This is a genomic window from Simkania negevensis Z, from assembly GCF_000237205.1.
Lineage (GTDB): Bacteria > Chlamydiota > Chlamydiia > Chlamydiales > Simkaniaceae > Simkania > Simkania negevensis.
This window is the reverse complement of record NC_015713.1, coordinates 1,428,963-1,443,379: the sequence shown is the minus strand read 5'-3', so window position 1 is coordinate 1,443,379 and position 14,417 is coordinate 1,428,963. Positions and strand designations below refer to the sequence as shown.

Below are 14,417 nucleotides of genomic sequence, written 5' to 3'. Positions count from 1 at the left end.
AAACACATTCTTGATTTAGGTTCTTTTTCTGACCTCCCTCACCGGGCCTTACCCTAATTCTACTCTTGTCGTAATTAACACACAATTAGCAAACTTTATTTTAATTATTTAACTTTTGAATTAACAATAAAGAAGGTGATTTTAGACGATTTATCCATTGATGATAACAAACATTGAAATCGTTTTTATTTAGCGACTTAGAGAAAGATAAGAGCATTTTTTCTTCTTCCTCTCCTCCAGGATGTCCAACATAGCACGTCAGACAGATCGCTCCTCCTGGTTTTAGAAGAGAAAGAGCCTCTTTCAGGCTCTTCAAAGTCTCGAAAGCGTCTGTCACAACTGTTTTATCACTCCCTGGCAAATATCCGAGGTTATACACGATAAGAGAAGGAGCAGCTTTTAAAGGGGGGAAATGTTCGTGTGACCCTAAATGGTAAGTAATTACTTTAAAGATGGAAGGTGTTAGATTTTTTTTTAATTTCTCGCGTGTGGCGTTGATAGCCCTTTCTTGAATATCAATACAAAGAACATGCCCCGAGACCATTTGCGCTAAAGCTAAACTATCATAACCGTTGCCACAGGTAGCATCGATGACAAAGTCACCAGGTTTCAGAAAAGATTTCCAGTATTGATGTGCTAGTTCTATGTGTGATAAAATCATACCCTTGATTCTCTCGTATTTTTGCATTATGCTTCAACTATGATTAAAGAAACCGATGTCTTAGTGATTGGCTTGGGAGTTGCGGGTGGGGCCGCTGCTCTTGAACTTGCAAAAAAAGGATTGCAAGTCACTTTGATTTCATCAGGGGACCAAATCTCTTCAGCAAATTCTTATCGGGCACAAGGGGGTGTCGGTTATCGTGCTTCTGAAGAATTCTCAGACGATTTCAAGGGAGATATTCTCAAAGCAGGAGCAGGACTTTGTTATGAGAAAGCGGTAGATAGACTCGTTGAATTAGGTCCCGCATGTGTAGAGGAAATTCTGCTAGGCGAACTCCAAGTTCCATTTCAACGAGATGAGTATGGAAAGTTAAAGCTCACAAGAGAAGCAGCTCATCAGCATCCGCGGATTTTGTACCATCAAGATCAAACAGGCCGCGTGATCATGGAAGCTTTGCTTAAAAAAATTCTAGCTCATCCCAATATCACAACCCACTTTCGTCGCAGTGCTGTTGATCTCATCACTCTTTCGCATCATTCTAAAAAGAGCACTGACATCTACTATCCCCCGACCTGCGTAGGTGCGTATGTCTTTAATCAAGAGACAGAGCAAGTCAACATCTACTTTGCAAAGGAAACTATCCTTGCAACAGGAGGAGTTGGAGAAGTCTTTCTGCATACGACGAATACCCGAGAAGCACGAGGTGACGGCCTTGCCATGGCCTTTCGAGCAGGTGTGCGGATTATGAACCTTGAATACATCCAATTTCACCCCACCTCGTTTTACAAAACAGGCGAGCCCCGCTTTCTTCTTTCTGAAGCTTTAAGAGGGGAAGGAGGAAAACTCCTTTCAAAAGATTTCAAGCCTTTCATGGCTGCGATGCATCCACAAGGGGACTTAGCTCCGCGTGACATTGTCGCACGCGGAATTTTTCAGGAAATGGTGCGCACAGATAGTCCTCACTTATGGCTCGACCTTTCCTTTAAGAACCCCTCTTTTTTAGAAGGGCGCTTTCCACATATCTACGCCTACTGCAAATCCAAAGGTGTCGATTTAACAAGAGAACCTCTTCCGATCGTACCTGCTGCCCATTATTCTTGCGGAGGAATTGCCGTTGATTTAGTGGGGAAAACCACTATGCGAAATTTGCGGGCTATTGGAGAGGTTTCCTGTACAGGGGTACATGGAGCGAATCGTTTGGCTTCAACTGCATTGCTTGAAGGACTTGTTTGGGCAAAAGCCGCCGCCGCCGATATTGTCACAAAATGGGAAGACAAAAAAGCTTATTTTCCTGAAGTAGATGGATGGCAGCATGGAATAGAAGAAGTTGACCAAGCTTTGATTCAGCAAGATTGGCTGACCATTAAACAAACCATGTGGAACTATGTTGGATTAATTCGCAGTCCGCATCGGCTTAAACGAGCCGTAAAAATGCTCACAGAACTGAAGTGGGAAATCAACTCCTTTTATGCAAATGCTAAACTGACTCCCGAATTGCTCGGACTACGTAACGGGTGTCAAACAGCTCTTTTAATCACAGAAGGGGCTTCACGAAACCCGAATTCTCGAGGATGTCATTTTAGGTTGTCTTCAAATAGGGAAATCGTGTAAAATTTTATACTATTTGAAATGGGGTATTAGCTCAGTTGGTTAGAGCGCCACGTTGACATCGTGGAGGTCAGCTGTTCGAGTCAGCTATATCCCATTTTCTTTCTTGAGTCCAATGGTTTAAGGATGTTATACATCCTGTTATATGACATCTTTAACACTCACTCAGATCCGTCAAACTGCTGCAGAGATCCTAGCTGCTGCCGTCTTAGAAATTTCTCCCGATGCGCATATTATCGAAGGAAGAGCCACATTTAGTGGATTTGCCTACGATTTTTTATTTCCCAAGCCCTTTTCTAAAGAACTTCTTCCCTATATCGAAGAGCGGATGTACAAAATCATAGAAGAGGATCTTCCAATTGAATACCATGAGATGATCCCAGACAATGCTGCCGAGTTTTTTCGGTCTTATCCGCGGTATTATCCTTCCGTCTATGCCAAACAACATCCAGGCCCTCTTGTGGAGGTGTTTAAAATGAGAGGATTTGCCGACCTTTGCCCTGGTCCTTATGCACGCTCAACAGGTGAGATCGGAGCAATCAAGCTCATAGCGCATAGTAAAAGACCAAATATCCGTTATCGAGGCATTGAAAAGCCTGTGATAGGGATTCATGGTGTTGTCTGTGAAAACAAGCAAAAACTCAAAGAATTTCTCAAAAATAAAAAGCAATTTTTTCAAACTGAACATCGTGAGTATGGAGCAATGATTTCTCTCTTTCGGATTCGAATGGAAAGAGGTAAGGATTTGCATGAGTTGCACAGATGCTATTGGCTCAAAAACGGAGAGCGACTTAAAGAAGCTCTTTACCACTACTGGAAAGAATCCCATGAAAGTGGGGCTTTTGAGGTGGTTCAGACTCAGGGAAACGATCTCTTGAAGAACCATGAAGAGCTCCTTGAAGTTCTTGGTAAAAATTTGAAAAAGGGACCTTGGAAAGTTGCAGAATATAGCCGAGTTGTCTCAGCAGAAGGGATAGACGCTTGGAAGGGACTTTTTGACTCAAAAGATTATTATTTCGATCGGGCTCATATATTTTGTTTAAAAGAGCACCTCATTCAAGAACTTATTTCTTCCTTGCAATTCCTAGAAAAAACTATTAAAATGTTTGGATTCGAAGGGGCTTTAGAAGTCTTCATTCCAAAGAAAGACAAAGAGTTATGCGAAAGTCTTAAAGAAGCTTGTGATCAAGCGGGAGTGGAATATGAAGAAAAGCCTGGGAAATTGGCTGTAGCTTTATGGAGAGTGACAGATCGCTATGGTATGCGACGAAGTGCATCCTTTATTGAACTAAAGAAGAGAGAAAAAGGGTTTACGATCACCCATTCCATTTTTGATCGAGTCGAGAGATTTATCGCACTCATGATGGAGGCAGAAGGCCCAAGTTTTGAAGATCGAATGAAAGGTATCGCAAAAAAAACAAAATTTGAGTAGAATGACCAATTTGATCGATTTTTCGGATAATAGGAAGAGAAAGCTTGAGAGTTAACAGAGAAATACGAGCACCCAAAGTTCGCTTAATTGGAAAAGACGGAAGTCAAATAGGGGTTGTTTCAATTAAAGATGCGATGATGCACGCCGAGCAAGCTGGATTAGATCTCGTAGAAATTTCACCGAACGCCAGCCCGCCGGTGTGTAAGATTATCGATTACGGCAAATACCGTTATCAGATAACGAAGAAAGAGCGGGAAAGTAAAAAAGCTCAGCACCAAGCGAAGCTTAAAGAGATTAAAGTAAAGCCCAATATCGATGAGCACGACTTGATGACAAAAATCAAGCATGCCAGAGAATTCATCGAGAAAGGGAATAAAGTTCGAGTCACTTGCATGTTCAGAGGACGTGAAATGGCTCACCCAGAGTTAGGAGAAAAAGTGACTGAACGCTTTGTTCAGGAACTTAAAGACATTGCTCAAGTTGAAGCGTCACCAAAATTGATGGGGCGCAATTTAAGTTTAGTTCTTGCCCCACAAGGGAAGAAGTAGTTTTAAGGAGAATGAATCGTGCCAAAAGTGAAAACGAAAAAGGCCATCAAAAAGCGTTTTAAAGTGACCGGAACAGGAAAGCTGATGCGCTGCCAGCAGGGACGTCGCCACATTTTGACTAAAAAGACATCGAAACGGAAGCGTCATTTGAAAAAGCCTGCTAAAGTGTATGAAGCTTTTGCCAAGCTATACAAGCGCTTAGCACGAGTAGCCTAAGAGTTAAAGGAGAATAAGGAAAATGGTTCGAGTTAGAAACCCAGTTGCTTCAAGACGTCGCAGAAAAAGGCTATTGAAGCGCGCAAAAGGTTTTGTCGGCGATCGAAAAAATCACGTTCGTCTTACGAAAGATGCTGTGATGAAAGCTCTCGCTTTCAGCTATATGCACCGAAAGAAAAAGAAAGGCGACTTCAGACGTCTTTGGATCACACGTATTGGTGTGGCTGCCAAAGTGAATGGAATTTCCTACAGCAAATTTATCAATGGTTTGATAAAGTCTGGTTGCGCCATCAATCGCAAGATGCTCTCAGACTTAGCAATCCAAGATCCTAAAGCTTTTTCAGCTGTTGCTGATCATGCTAAGAAAGCGCTCGCATAACATTTGCGAGTGCTTTCAAATGAAGCAAAAGGTTAACCCTTGCAAGATAAAATCCGAGATTTAAAAGAAGCCTTCAAAAAAGAAGTCGATTTAGCTCAACATACTAAAGAGCTAGAAGACCTTCGTGTCAAATATCTCGGAAAAAAAAGTCCTGTCCAAACTCTCATGAAATCCCTACGTGATGTTGCTCCAGAGGAGCGTCCTCAAGTTGGGCAACAAATCAACTCCTTAAAACACGAGATGACAACTGTCATCGACCTGAAGTTTAAAAACGTACGCAGGCAAGAGCTCAAAGAGCGTCTTACCCAAGAAAAAGTCGATGTGACTCTTCCAGGGCGTCGCCGCTTTCCTGGAAGAAAGCATCCTTTAACGCAAATGCTCGATGAGGTGACTGAGATTCTTGCTGGGATGGGCTTTTCAGTTCAATATTCAGGAGAGATCGAAACCGAATACTACAACTATGGAGGACTCAATTACCCTCCAGACCATCCAGCACGTGACATGCAAGACACCTTCTACATCACAAAAGAGGTACTCCTTCGCTCTCATACGACCACCATTCAACAACACATCATGGAAAACCGTAAGCCACCTATTCGGGTTATCTCAACTGGAAAATGCTATCGGAATGAAACCATCACTGCTCGCTCTCATGTCTTTTTTCATCAAGTTGATGGCCTTTACATTGACAAAGGTGTGACTTTTGCCGATCTCTTATCCACAATGGAAGAATTTTACACAAAAGTGTTTCGCCAAAAGATTGAAATGCGCGTCCGTCCTAGTTACTTTCCGTTTGTCGAACCTGGGATGGAAATTGACATCCGTTGCACAACTTGCAATGGAAAAGGATGTCAACTTTGCAAATATACCGGTTGGCTTGAAGTCTGTGGTGCAGGAATGGTTCACCCCGAAGTGCTTAAAGCAGGAGGTGTTGATCCAGAAGTCTATTCAGGTTATGCATGGGGTGGGGGAATTGAACGTCTTCTTCAACTGCGCTCTACAATTAATGATATCCGCCTGTTCACTGAAAATGACATACGGTTTCTCGAACAGTTTGAAGGGTAAAGTCGCAGAAACGCTAAACTTCTTCTTTTCMATTTTTCTCAAAAGGGTTAGAATCAACTCTTACATTTTCTTTTGGAAGAGTGGCAGAGTGGCCGAATGCGTCTGTCTTGAAAACAGAAGTCCTGAAAGGGACCGGGGGTTCGAATCCCTCCTCTTCCGTCCCTTATTAATTATTTAGCGAATTTTAACCAATCTTATGAACCTTAAAGGGAAGTCTTCTGTTTCAGTGTTGACCGATCGGTCAGTTCTATGTTATGCTATTTTCATGAATACAAAAGAGAAAATCTTAAATGCTGCAATTAAGGTCTTTGCTTCCAAAGGATATCATGGAAGTAGTATCTCAGAAATTGCTAAGAAAGCCCAAGTTTCTAAGGCCTTATTTTATCATTATTTTGAAAGCAAAAGAGATCTTTTAGTCATTTTTGCCAAGAAGCGATTAGAAGAATGGAGTCCACTCCTTGTGCAGCTCGAAACAATCATGGAACCGTTTAAGAGAGCCTGCTTTGTTATCGATTTTGTACTTGATGAGCTTGAAGAAAAGCCAGATTGGCTTCGATTCCTATACATGCTTTACCTTTCCGAGGAAGGAGTGAAAGCTATTTCTCTTGCTATGAAAAAGTATGCTGCGCAGTTTAATCGTTTGTTTGCTGCAGAAATAAAGCTTTTTGAAGACTTAGGGTTTGAAAACCCCCAAAGCGAGGCGATCTACTTGAGATCCATGTTACAAGGGATTTCTTTGGAATATCTCCTCTCGGGAGGAAATTATCCTCTTCAAGCTATGAAAGACAAAATAAAGGAAAGATATAAGACATGAGAGCTAGGTTATATAGAGAACACAAATACGTCAGTGCTATCCTAAATCGGCTTGAGAGACTCATTGGTCAAGCTGACTTCAACTGCAAAGACGACTTAGAGCGAATCAGAGCAGAGTATCAAGAGGTTCACATGATGCTTTTGGCACACGCAAAGCATGAAAATGAAAATTTTCACGCCTTACTTGAAAAAAAAGGCTCAAAAGTTCATCTGCATGCTCACCTAGATCATGATGAGATGTCTCAAACACTTGTACATTTGCAGAACCTTCTAGATGAAATGATGCTAGACGCCGATCAACAAGAGGCTGGATATCATTTTTACCTAGAGTATCGAAAGTTTGTCGGTGATAATCTGCTTCACCTTCATGAAGAAGAAACAAAAATATTACCTGAGCTTCAACGCTTATATTCTGATGATGAATTAAGAAAAATCGAATTTCCGATTTATGAGCAAATGACTCCAGCTCAACTGATTCACATGGTTTCGGCACTCTTTCCTCATATGAATCTGTATGATAAAGATGCTTTTCTTGCAGACATTCAACATGCTCAACCAGTTAAGTTTGCTCAAATTTGGGAGCAAGCAGATCAATTTCTCAATCAAGATGAGCAAATCCGATTTTTACACAATCACCCTGAGCTACAAGCTGTAAAGAAGAGATAACCCTCTTTTAAAAAAATTGAATTGACTGTGAACCTATCCGGCATTAGAGAACCTGAACTCTGGGTTTATTTCACTCATTCTCAGCCTTTTTTCCTCGAAAAGGACCATTTGGCCCTTCCCGAGCCAAAAATACCGAGAATTTATGAGAACTCTCTCCTGAGACTAAGCAAAATAAACCCAGAGTTCAGGTTAGAGAAGATATTTTTTATTCCATCTTTTCCCTTTTCATTTTGACTTCTTATCTCATAGACAATGTGGTCAAAATGAAAAGAAGAAATTAAATAAATTCTTTAATACTGGATAGGTTTTTTAGAGGAACTAGGTAGTCTTTCTAATTGCTTTGATATCAAAAGGAATGTATCATTTTTCTATTAATCTGGAGACTGAATTTATTTTGCTTATTTCCAGCTGAGAATTCTCTTAAATTCTCAGCTATTTTGCTGAAGGAAAGAGTCAAATGGCAAAAGGGTGGGAAGAATGAGAAAAACCCCTGAGAATGAGCAAAAGAAACCCAGAACTCAGGTTATAAATTAACAATGCGAACATTTTGATGATTGCAATTCATGAGATCAACCCACATTCATTCTTTCAGCAAGTAGGACATTTAGCACTGGAGACTTACGCTTTAGTTGTCCGCTCTGCTATTAAAGGCATGATTGAAACGCTTGCTTTGGGATCCATATTCTATTTGGGGCAAAGGTTTATCTTGAGAGCTGATATGAACACAGCGACCCCATTTGAAATTTCGACAATGATTGCCTGTAACCATTTTGTAGATAACCTCTTTCAGCCCCTTCAAGATGAAGTTTTACAAATTAAAAAACCCACTTATGAGCAACTTCGTAAGGAAGTCGTTTATTTCAGCGACCTTAGTTGGAAAAAAGAGGCACTAGAAGTTCTCATCTATGCCGCGACCTTTTTTCCAAAGGCCTATCTTAGTTTTAAAGTTGCCGATTATGTTGGGTGTCTTTCTGAGACGATTGAAGCAAATAAAAATTCTCTTAAGCTTACATTTTATCTTTTCACAGCTCTTCGTTTATTTCACTATTCTAGGAGACATTTTAGAAATTTAGTTGATACTTATCGACATCCTAAGGCTGAAATTGAACCGATCTTTTATCTTCCTACTTAAGAGGAACTGAAAGCTAAGGTTCGTTAACCTAACTGCAACTGGTATTTGAAATTTTTAAGACAGAGCGCAATAGAACTATCGATAAACTTGTGTAAGGCAGTCTTTTTTTGAGTGTAGTTTTGAACAAAGTGATGCAGTTTTATTATCTGTTTCTTAAGCAGAGAAAACCCTATTTAAGCCTTTGATAGTCAAAAAATTAGAGGTGTCAATTTTTTGGAAAAAATAAAAAAAATAAATGACAAATTTCTTCTTTACAAAATATTCACAATGACTCTATGATTGTTGCATCAGAATTAAAATGAATACAACAATCCACGGAGGACAAAATGACCGTTCATTTACAAAACCTAGGTAACCAAGCTAAAGCAGAAGCTATTCCAGCAATCATTAACACTGTTGGAACAGGTGCTTTAGCATATGCTGGTCAATTCGTACCACAATTGGTTTCTTATGTTACAATGGCTCCTGAAGTTTTAGCTGGTGCTTCTGTACTGACTTCTTTAAGCGGTAGCCTAGTAAACGTTCTTGGAAGAACTTTTGCAGCTGGAACTTTCGAAAGCAACATGGTTAAAACTGGAGCACATGCAGTTGGAGCATTCGCTTCTGCTTACTTCCTACCACAAATTGCTACACTAGCTGGAATGGCAATTACTTTTGAGAGCGCAATGGCTGTTGCTGCTGCTTCTACAATTGTTAAATTTGCTGCACTTTTCCTCATGCCAGAGAAAAAGCCTGCTGAAGAAGATAAGAGAACAAAAGCTGACCTAGAAAAACTAGATGACAAAGCTTTTGAAGCTCTTGCAAAAGACATCGCTGATGGCAAGAAAGTTCTTACTGACAAAGATGCTAAGCAATATGAAGCTGATCGCTCTGCAGTTAGCAAAACTCACGATTGGGATGCTAAGCTATATGCTAAGCACCTTAAAGACGGTAAGCTTAATCAAGAAGAATACAAGAAAGAAGGTACTGAGAAAAAAGCTGCGTAAGCTATTTTCAAGTATCAAGTTCTTGATGAACGAGGTGGATTTCCACCTCGTTTTTTTTAAACGAAGAGGGCAAAATGTCTAGTTATATTCAAAATTTTATCTCGCAAGGGGCGAATGAAATTCTTCCTTTTAGCTTCAATACCCTCGCCTCTGGAGGATTGACACTTGCTGGTCAGTATGTACCAAAAGCTGTAGAAGCTTTGTCTTTTGATATGCTGCCTAAATCTCTTGGTTTTGGCGCTATTTACACCTCTTTAGCTGGCAGTTTAACATGCATCTTAGCAAAGACGTTTGCTGAAAACAGAATGAAGACTCAGGCAGCTCAGGTTCTTCTCTACGCTATGGCAGCTTTTGCGTCTGCATACTTCTTGCCTAATGCTGCAAGTTCGGCTGAGTTGGTGATTTCTAAGGAGAATGCTTTGGCTTGCGCCACAATGAGTTCGCTTGCAAACTTTATCTGTATCATGCTTAAGACCCCTTGATAGCGCAGATCAGAGTAGAGCGTGATCCAAAAATTTTCTATGAAGTTAGCTAAGTAAGCTGTTCTTTACTTTTTCTTTATAATTATTTATGATTTCATTACTTTTTATGAATCTTTCTCTCTTTATTGAGAGAAGGGTTCAAGAGTTTATTTGGAATGAAACATGACTTGTGATGCCCTATGTATTTATAGACAAAAAACTTTTACAAGCGACTTTGCCTCAGCGTTTCTCGGTCGGACGACAGACCACCTGATTGTAGCAACTGTAGCGAATAGCCTACTCTCTTATTTCTTTAAGGTGAGTGAGGTTAAGATTGGTATTTTGCAAGGAGCTGTGACAGCCTTGGTTGTCAATGTGACACATCATCTCTCGCACTTGGCTCCGGGAGATGAAAATGAAGAGCTCAGAGCTGTTGTGGTTACAGCTGGGATGCTTTGGGGCTCAATTTATTTTTTTCCAGATATCGCAACATGGTTTGAGAAGGAAGCGACTTTTTATGACTCTCTTAAATTTGGAGCAGTATCGTGGATGTCGATTGCACTATGCAATCGGTTTTATCATTAAATCCCATGGGTTTAGAAGAAGGAATGGATGATGAGTTGGAATCATGTAGGTTTTGCAGTAGGTGAGCCGAATTGGAAGCCTTTTTTTCAGGAAACTAAAAAGATTGGAGTGCACTGTGCGACCACGGTCTTATCCAACCTCGTCTTGACTGTTGCTCTTAATTATTTTTTCCCAAGATGGAATATTACGCCTCATTCTGCTACTGCAATTGGTTTGGTATCAGCTATTTCCTACACATTGACACATCAAATGATTGAATACTTTAGAGGGGATACTTGCCAATTGGATCATAAATATAAAGTTCTCCTTGCTACGGCAGCTGTAGGGTCAACTTATCTGATGCTAGGGAAAACTTGTGCTCCTCGTCAACTTGCATTGGCGTTTTTAGATGTTGGGATATTGGAGGTAGGGCTATGTTCCACTCCATAACTGCAAATGTCGACAAAATTTACGACCACTTTCAGGATTTGACTGCAAAGTGTTTTGTTTCCAATATCGTTTTTGCGAGTTTTATACGGGAAGTGCGATGGATGCCAGCTCTTGTCACTTCAGTTACATTTGCTTTTTCCAGTAGTGTGGCAAATTATGCGGCTGCTGATTTCACTGAGCACTGGATTCCAGAAACTTTTAGAGACGACCCTACTTACTACGAAACGCATCGCTACTTACATGGCGTATACTTTGCTTCGTTTTTTGCCCTATCATTGATTGGAGCGACTGTCTTAACGCAGTGCGCCTTGCCTTTATTTGGTCGAGAAGCGCCGATTGCGCATACTTTTTTTCTAGCAACATTTGACTTGTTTCCTTTTTATTATCAAGAAATTGTCAAGCTTTTCAAACGTGTAACTGAGAGCTAGTGCTCCATAGCAAAAAATTCCATAGCTACTTTAACTATCTTTTCCCCTCTTAAAACTTCCTTTTATCTCATGGACAATGTGGTCAATTTTGGGAGAGAAAAATTTAGCGAAAGTCTGGATCAAATTAGATATGGAATTTTTTGTTATGGAGCACTAATACTCTGCCTCACAAATTCTTCGCCGCTATTAATACCATTAATAGTGGATAGGTTCATCCATTAGGATCTTTTTTTGCGTCACTTTTCGCAACTAAGTGAAGCTTATGCTCGAAAAAAGAATAGACCGCGACGAGGCGCGAGACAAGAATGGCTATGTAAAATTGGCCAATGATTCCTTCTAAGATGGTGAAGGTTTGCCCGACATCTTTAACAGCGATGATGTCACCGTACCCAATCGTTAGCAAAGTCACAAAGCTAAAGTACATCATTTCTGAGAGATAGCGGCTATGAGAGATGGTTTCAGCTTGAAAGAAATCGGCATGAAATGTTCCTGGAGAGACGAGATCGAGAAGATAGTAGATAAATGCAAAGCCGAAGGCGACCATGAAATAGGCGCAGACAACCCCTTTCAAGGTTTCTAGGCGGACTCTTGCGTTGACAACAACCTGATTAATGATTGAGGTGGTGATGATGAACGTGAAGATGATGACAAAGACTAGAAAAATGATAATAAAAGTGGTGCTTGGAAATGCAAGGTGAAGGAAATGGAAGACGAGAGCCGGGATAGCGAAGCAAGAGGCTGCAATTTTAACTTTTCGTGAGTGTTTACAATTGAAGATAGCAGAGAGGAAGACGACAAGAAATACGAATTGCCAGATTGATGAATAAATAAGCCCTCGATCATAGGGGCGAAATACAAACAGGAGAATGAGGGAGAGGAGGAGTTGACTAAAGTAACCTGACAATACTCGAAACGTCTTGGATGTGTAGAGCTTAATCAATTTTGTCATTTATTGTACCTCAAGTTTACCTATAAGGGTTTCACTTTTAGGGATCAATAAATAATTTAATTGTTTGGTTTTTAGTTAAATATGATTTCATCTTCTATTATTTCTATAAAATTAAATCACCTTGTTTTATTTTATAAATAGGGAGTCATGTGAAGGGGGTATTCCGTGAGTACAAATCCAGAGCCAACACCACTTAGTCAACCGTTTCCAGGTGCATTGCCTGTCATGAAGCGAGAACTCGATGAAATTCTAGGGAATTTTTTCTATCGTCTTGTAAATGAAGGGTATTCAAAATCAACAATGAGTCATCTTTTGCGGCTTTACGAAACAATGATACTCAGTCGGTCAAAGGAAATTGGTGGGAAATTATATGAACTGACCCAGCAGCTCATTCAATTTTGTGCAGACTTTGCGAATGGACATGGGAAGCTCGATCGGGTGAATACACAGCTAGAACTTGTAAAGGAAGTTTTAAGGAGTTAACAATGAGCCTTCCTCCAAAAAAGGGCAAAATTCAAGGGGTCAAGAGGCAACTTATTCTCGATCTTCAAACGTTTTTATGGCGCTTTGAGCAAGGGGGATATTCAAGAGACTCGATGCATGAGGTCTTAGAGTTTCTGGAGAAAGCCCTAGAAAGTGAGGCCCATGAGATAGGAGGAGCAATTGAAGAACATATCAGTAAAATGATTACGGATTGCCATGCCTATGCAGAAGGAAAAGGAAATCCTAAGGATGTTGTTCGAGATTTAGATCAGCTCAGGCAAGATCTTGAAAAGTAGGGGAATATGTATCCAGAAGAGGAAGCTCCAGAGGAGCAGGAGAAGGAAATCCTTCGTGGGGAGATCCAAGAGTTTTTAGGTGAGTTTGAAGCTTCAGAAGAAACTGAAGATGATATGAAGACAATTTTGCCTATTTGGCGAAATGAAATTCTAAATCATGCCCGCGGAGTGGGTGGAAAGACGCTCTCTTCGATTAAAACGTTGATGAATGTTTGCGAAGATTATGCGAATAATCGAGGAATGCTTGAAAGAGTGCGCAAAGAAGCCGAAGAAACGCGCATTCATCTGGGCTTATAATTTTTTCTATAGTGCACTTTATTCTTATACTCAAACTACTTCAAAATTTAGTTTTGAAGAGCGCGAAAGCTTTCGGAATTCATCGATCTTAAGTGACCCAATACTCGGAATATGAGGTCACTTAAGATCGGCAAATTACGGTGCTTTGGCGCAACCGAAAATCCAAATTTTGAAGTAGTTTGAGTATAAAGCGCACATCCTCTATTCCTTTTTAACCCTGATTAACTGTAAGATTAGTGCTATCGTTATATAACCTGCGTTTTGGGTGAATTCTGCTTACTTCCTAGGGCGGATTTTCTTAAATCCTCAGCAAAGTCCTTTTCTAGGCAAAAAGGTTGGGAGAAAGAGAAAAATCCCTAAGAAAGAGCACAATTAAAACGAAACAGAGGTTGCATAGGTTTTTTAAGGATTTTCCGATGTTTTACATCACCAATACGAGTAGTGTTCGTTCTCCTTATCGGGTAGAGGAAATTGATAAAGATCGTTACGATCAACAAAGACAACCTGGCCAGCAATTTGGTGAAGAATCGGATGCTGAAAAGCATGAGAAATTTCTAAAAGCTAGTGAAAAGCTCTACAAGCAGCGGTCTGTGATTGTTGCTGGAGAGATCATGAATAAGAAAATACTTCCCTTACATGAAAATCTTTCTTTGGATGCGGCCTGGAAGCTCGTGAAAGATCACAAATTTGAGCATTTTCCTATTGTTTCTTCAGAAGGAAAACTCGTAGGTCTTTTATCAGAAAAAGAGATTTTGCGAAAAATCCAAGCAAAAGAAGGGAGTAAAAGCTTAAAAGAAGTTGTATCAAAAGAAACCCTTTGTGCCGATCAAAGTACCAATTTAAATGAAGTAATCCAGGCTTTTTTCGATGAAAATCTAGACGCGCTTCCCATCGTAGATGATGATCATAAAGTTCTTGGAATTTTAAGTAAAAATGAGCTCCTACAAACGATGATTAAAGTTTCTCATTTGCGACCCTAAAAA

At 40.2% G+C, this 14,417-nt stretch carries 20 protein-coding genes and 2 tRNA genes; 20 read left to right on the top strand and 2 right to left on the bottom strand.

The window, feature by feature from the left end:
* Positions 1–100: 100 nt before the first annotated feature.
* The gene (locus SNE_RS07250; RefSeq protein WP_013943739.1) at positions 101–688 is read right to left on the bottom strand and encodes a class I SAM-dependent methyltransferase; all 588 of its coding nucleotides are present in this window, start codon (positions 686–688) and stop codon (positions 101–103) included.
* Positions 689–700: 12 nt separating this feature from the next.
* Here SNE_RS07250 and nadB point away from each other — a divergent pair, with 12 nt between their 5' ends.
* The 16 genes from nadB to SNE_RS07170 all read left to right on the top strand — a co-directional run bounded on the left by nadB (position 701) and on the right by SNE_RS07170 (position 11,409).
* Positions 701–2,272 carry an L-aspartate oxidase gene (gene nadB / locus SNE_RS07245; protein WP_013943738.1) on the top strand — a complete coding sequence of 524 codons (1,572 nt, stop codon included), beginning with the start codon at positions 701–703 and terminating at the stop codon, positions 2,270–2,272.
* A gap of 20 nt (positions 2,273–2,292) precedes the next feature.
* Positions 2,293–2,366, top strand: a tRNA-Val gene (locus SNE_RS07240).
* Between the two features lie 48 nt (positions 2,367–2,414).
* The gene (locus SNE_RS07235) at positions 2,415–3,701 is read left to right on the top strand and encodes a hypothetical protein (RefSeq protein ID WP_013943737.1); all 1,287 of its coding nucleotides are present in this window, start codon (positions 2,415–2,417) and stop codon (positions 3,699–3,701) included.
* Between the two features lie 44 nt (positions 3,702–3,745).
* Positions 3,746–4,249 (top strand): translation initiation factor IF-3, encoded by a 504-nt coding sequence (gene infC, locus SNE_RS07230; RefSeq protein ID WP_013943736.1) that lies wholly within the window; start codon positions 3,746–3,748, stop codon positions 4,247–4,249.
* Positions 4,250–4,267: 18 nt separating this feature from the next.
* The gene (gene rpmI, locus SNE_RS07225; protein ID WP_013943735.1) at positions 4,268–4,465 is read left to right on the top strand and encodes a 50S ribosomal protein L35; all 198 of its coding nucleotides are present in this window, start codon (positions 4,268–4,270) and stop codon (positions 4,463–4,465) included.
* Between the two features lie 22 nt (positions 4,466–4,487).
* Positions 4,488–4,844: a 50S ribosomal protein L20 gene (gene rplT, locus SNE_RS07220; RefSeq protein ID WP_013943734.1), complete on the top strand. Its 357-nt coding sequence runs from the start codon at positions 4,488–4,490 to the stop codon at positions 4,842–4,844.
* Between the two features lie 39 nt (positions 4,845–4,883).
* Positions 4,884–5,909, top strand: coding sequence for a phenylalanine--tRNA ligase subunit alpha (gene pheS / locus SNE_RS07215; protein ID WP_013943733.1), 1,026 nt, complete (start codon positions 4,884–4,886; stop codon positions 5,907–5,909).
* Between the two features lie 74 nt (positions 5,910–5,983).
* Positions 5,984–6,068, top strand: a tRNA-Ser gene (locus SNE_RS07210).
* Positions 6,069–6,105: 37 nt separating this feature from the next.
* Entirely contained in the window at positions 6,106–6,723 is a 618-nt protein-coding gene (locus SNE_RS07205) for a TetR/AcrR family transcriptional regulator (protein ID WP_013943732.1), read from the top strand.
* The gene (locus SNE_RS07200; RefSeq protein ID WP_013943731.1) at positions 6,720–7,388 is read left to right on the top strand and encodes a hemerythrin domain-containing protein; all 669 of its coding nucleotides are present in this window, start codon (positions 6,720–6,722) and stop codon (positions 7,386–7,388) included. The genes SNE_RS07205 and SNE_RS07200 overlap by 4 nt, the downstream gene beginning before the upstream one ends.
* A 550-nt stretch (positions 7,389–7,938) precedes the next feature.
* Positions 7,939–8,520 carry a hypothetical protein gene (locus SNE_RS07195; protein ID WP_013943730.1) on the top strand — a complete coding sequence of 194 codons (582 nt, stop codon included), beginning with the start codon at positions 7,939–7,941 and terminating at the stop codon, positions 8,518–8,520.
* A gap of 326 nt (positions 8,521–8,846) precedes the next feature.
* Positions 8,847–9,506: a hypothetical protein gene (locus SNE_RS07190; protein ID WP_013943729.1), complete on the top strand. Its 660-nt coding sequence runs from the start codon at positions 8,847–8,849 to the stop codon at positions 9,504–9,506.
* Between the two features lie 74 nt (positions 9,507–9,580).
* A complete protein-coding gene (locus SNE_RS07185) occupies positions 9,581–9,988 on the top strand; it encodes a hypothetical protein (protein ID WP_013943728.1) in 408 nt (135 codons plus the stop codon).
* A gap of 162 nt (positions 9,989–10,150) precedes the next feature.
* The gene (locus SNE_RS07180) at positions 10,151–10,552 is read left to right on the top strand and encodes a hypothetical protein (protein WP_013943726.1); all 402 of its coding nucleotides are present in this window, start codon (positions 10,151–10,153) and stop codon (positions 10,550–10,552) included.
* A gap of 27 nt (positions 10,553–10,579) precedes the next feature.
* Complete coding sequence (locus tag SNE_RS07175; protein WP_013943725.1) at positions 10,580–10,981, top strand: hypothetical protein; 402 nt, start codon at positions 10,580–10,582, stop codon at positions 10,979–10,981.
* Positions 10,966–11,409, top strand: a complete 444-nt coding sequence (locus SNE_RS07170; protein ID WP_013943724.1) for a hypothetical protein — start codon at positions 10,966–10,968, stop codon at positions 11,407–11,409. The genes SNE_RS07175 and SNE_RS07170 overlap by 16 nt, the downstream gene beginning before the upstream one ends.
* A 211-nt stretch (positions 11,410–11,620) precedes the next feature.
* Here the strand turns inward: SNE_RS07170 and SNE_RS12320 are convergent, their stop codons facing one another.
* Complete coding sequence (locus SNE_RS12320) at positions 11,621–12,358, bottom strand: potassium channel family protein (protein ID WP_013943723.1); 738 nt, start codon at positions 12,356–12,358, stop codon at positions 11,621–11,623.
* Between the two features lie 165 nt (positions 12,359–12,523).
* Between SNE_RS12320 and SNE_RS07160 the strand changes: the two genes are divergently transcribed.
* The 4 genes from SNE_RS07160 to SNE_RS07145 all read left to right on the top strand — a co-directional run bounded on the left by SNE_RS07160 (position 12,524) and on the right by SNE_RS07145 (position 14,414).
* Entirely contained in the window at positions 12,524–12,841 is a 318-nt protein-coding gene (locus tag SNE_RS07160; protein WP_041418913.1) for a hypothetical protein, read from the top strand.
* 2 nt (positions 12,842–12,843) lie between these two features.
* Entirely contained in the window at positions 12,844–13,137 is a 294-nt protein-coding gene (locus SNE_RS07155) for a hypothetical protein (RefSeq protein WP_013943721.1), read from the top strand.
* A gap of 6 nt (positions 13,138–13,143) precedes the next feature.
* On the top strand, positions 13,144–13,434 hold the full coding sequence (locus tag SNE_RS07150; RefSeq protein WP_013943720.1) for a hypothetical protein: 291 nt from the start codon (positions 13,144–13,146) through the stop codon (positions 13,432–13,434).
* A 416-nt stretch (positions 13,435–13,850) separates the two neighbouring features.
* Entirely contained in the window at positions 13,851–14,414 is a 564-nt protein-coding gene (locus tag SNE_RS07145) for a CBS domain-containing protein (RefSeq protein WP_013943719.1), read from the top strand.
* The last annotated feature ends 3 nt before the right edge of the window (positions 14,415–14,417 follow it).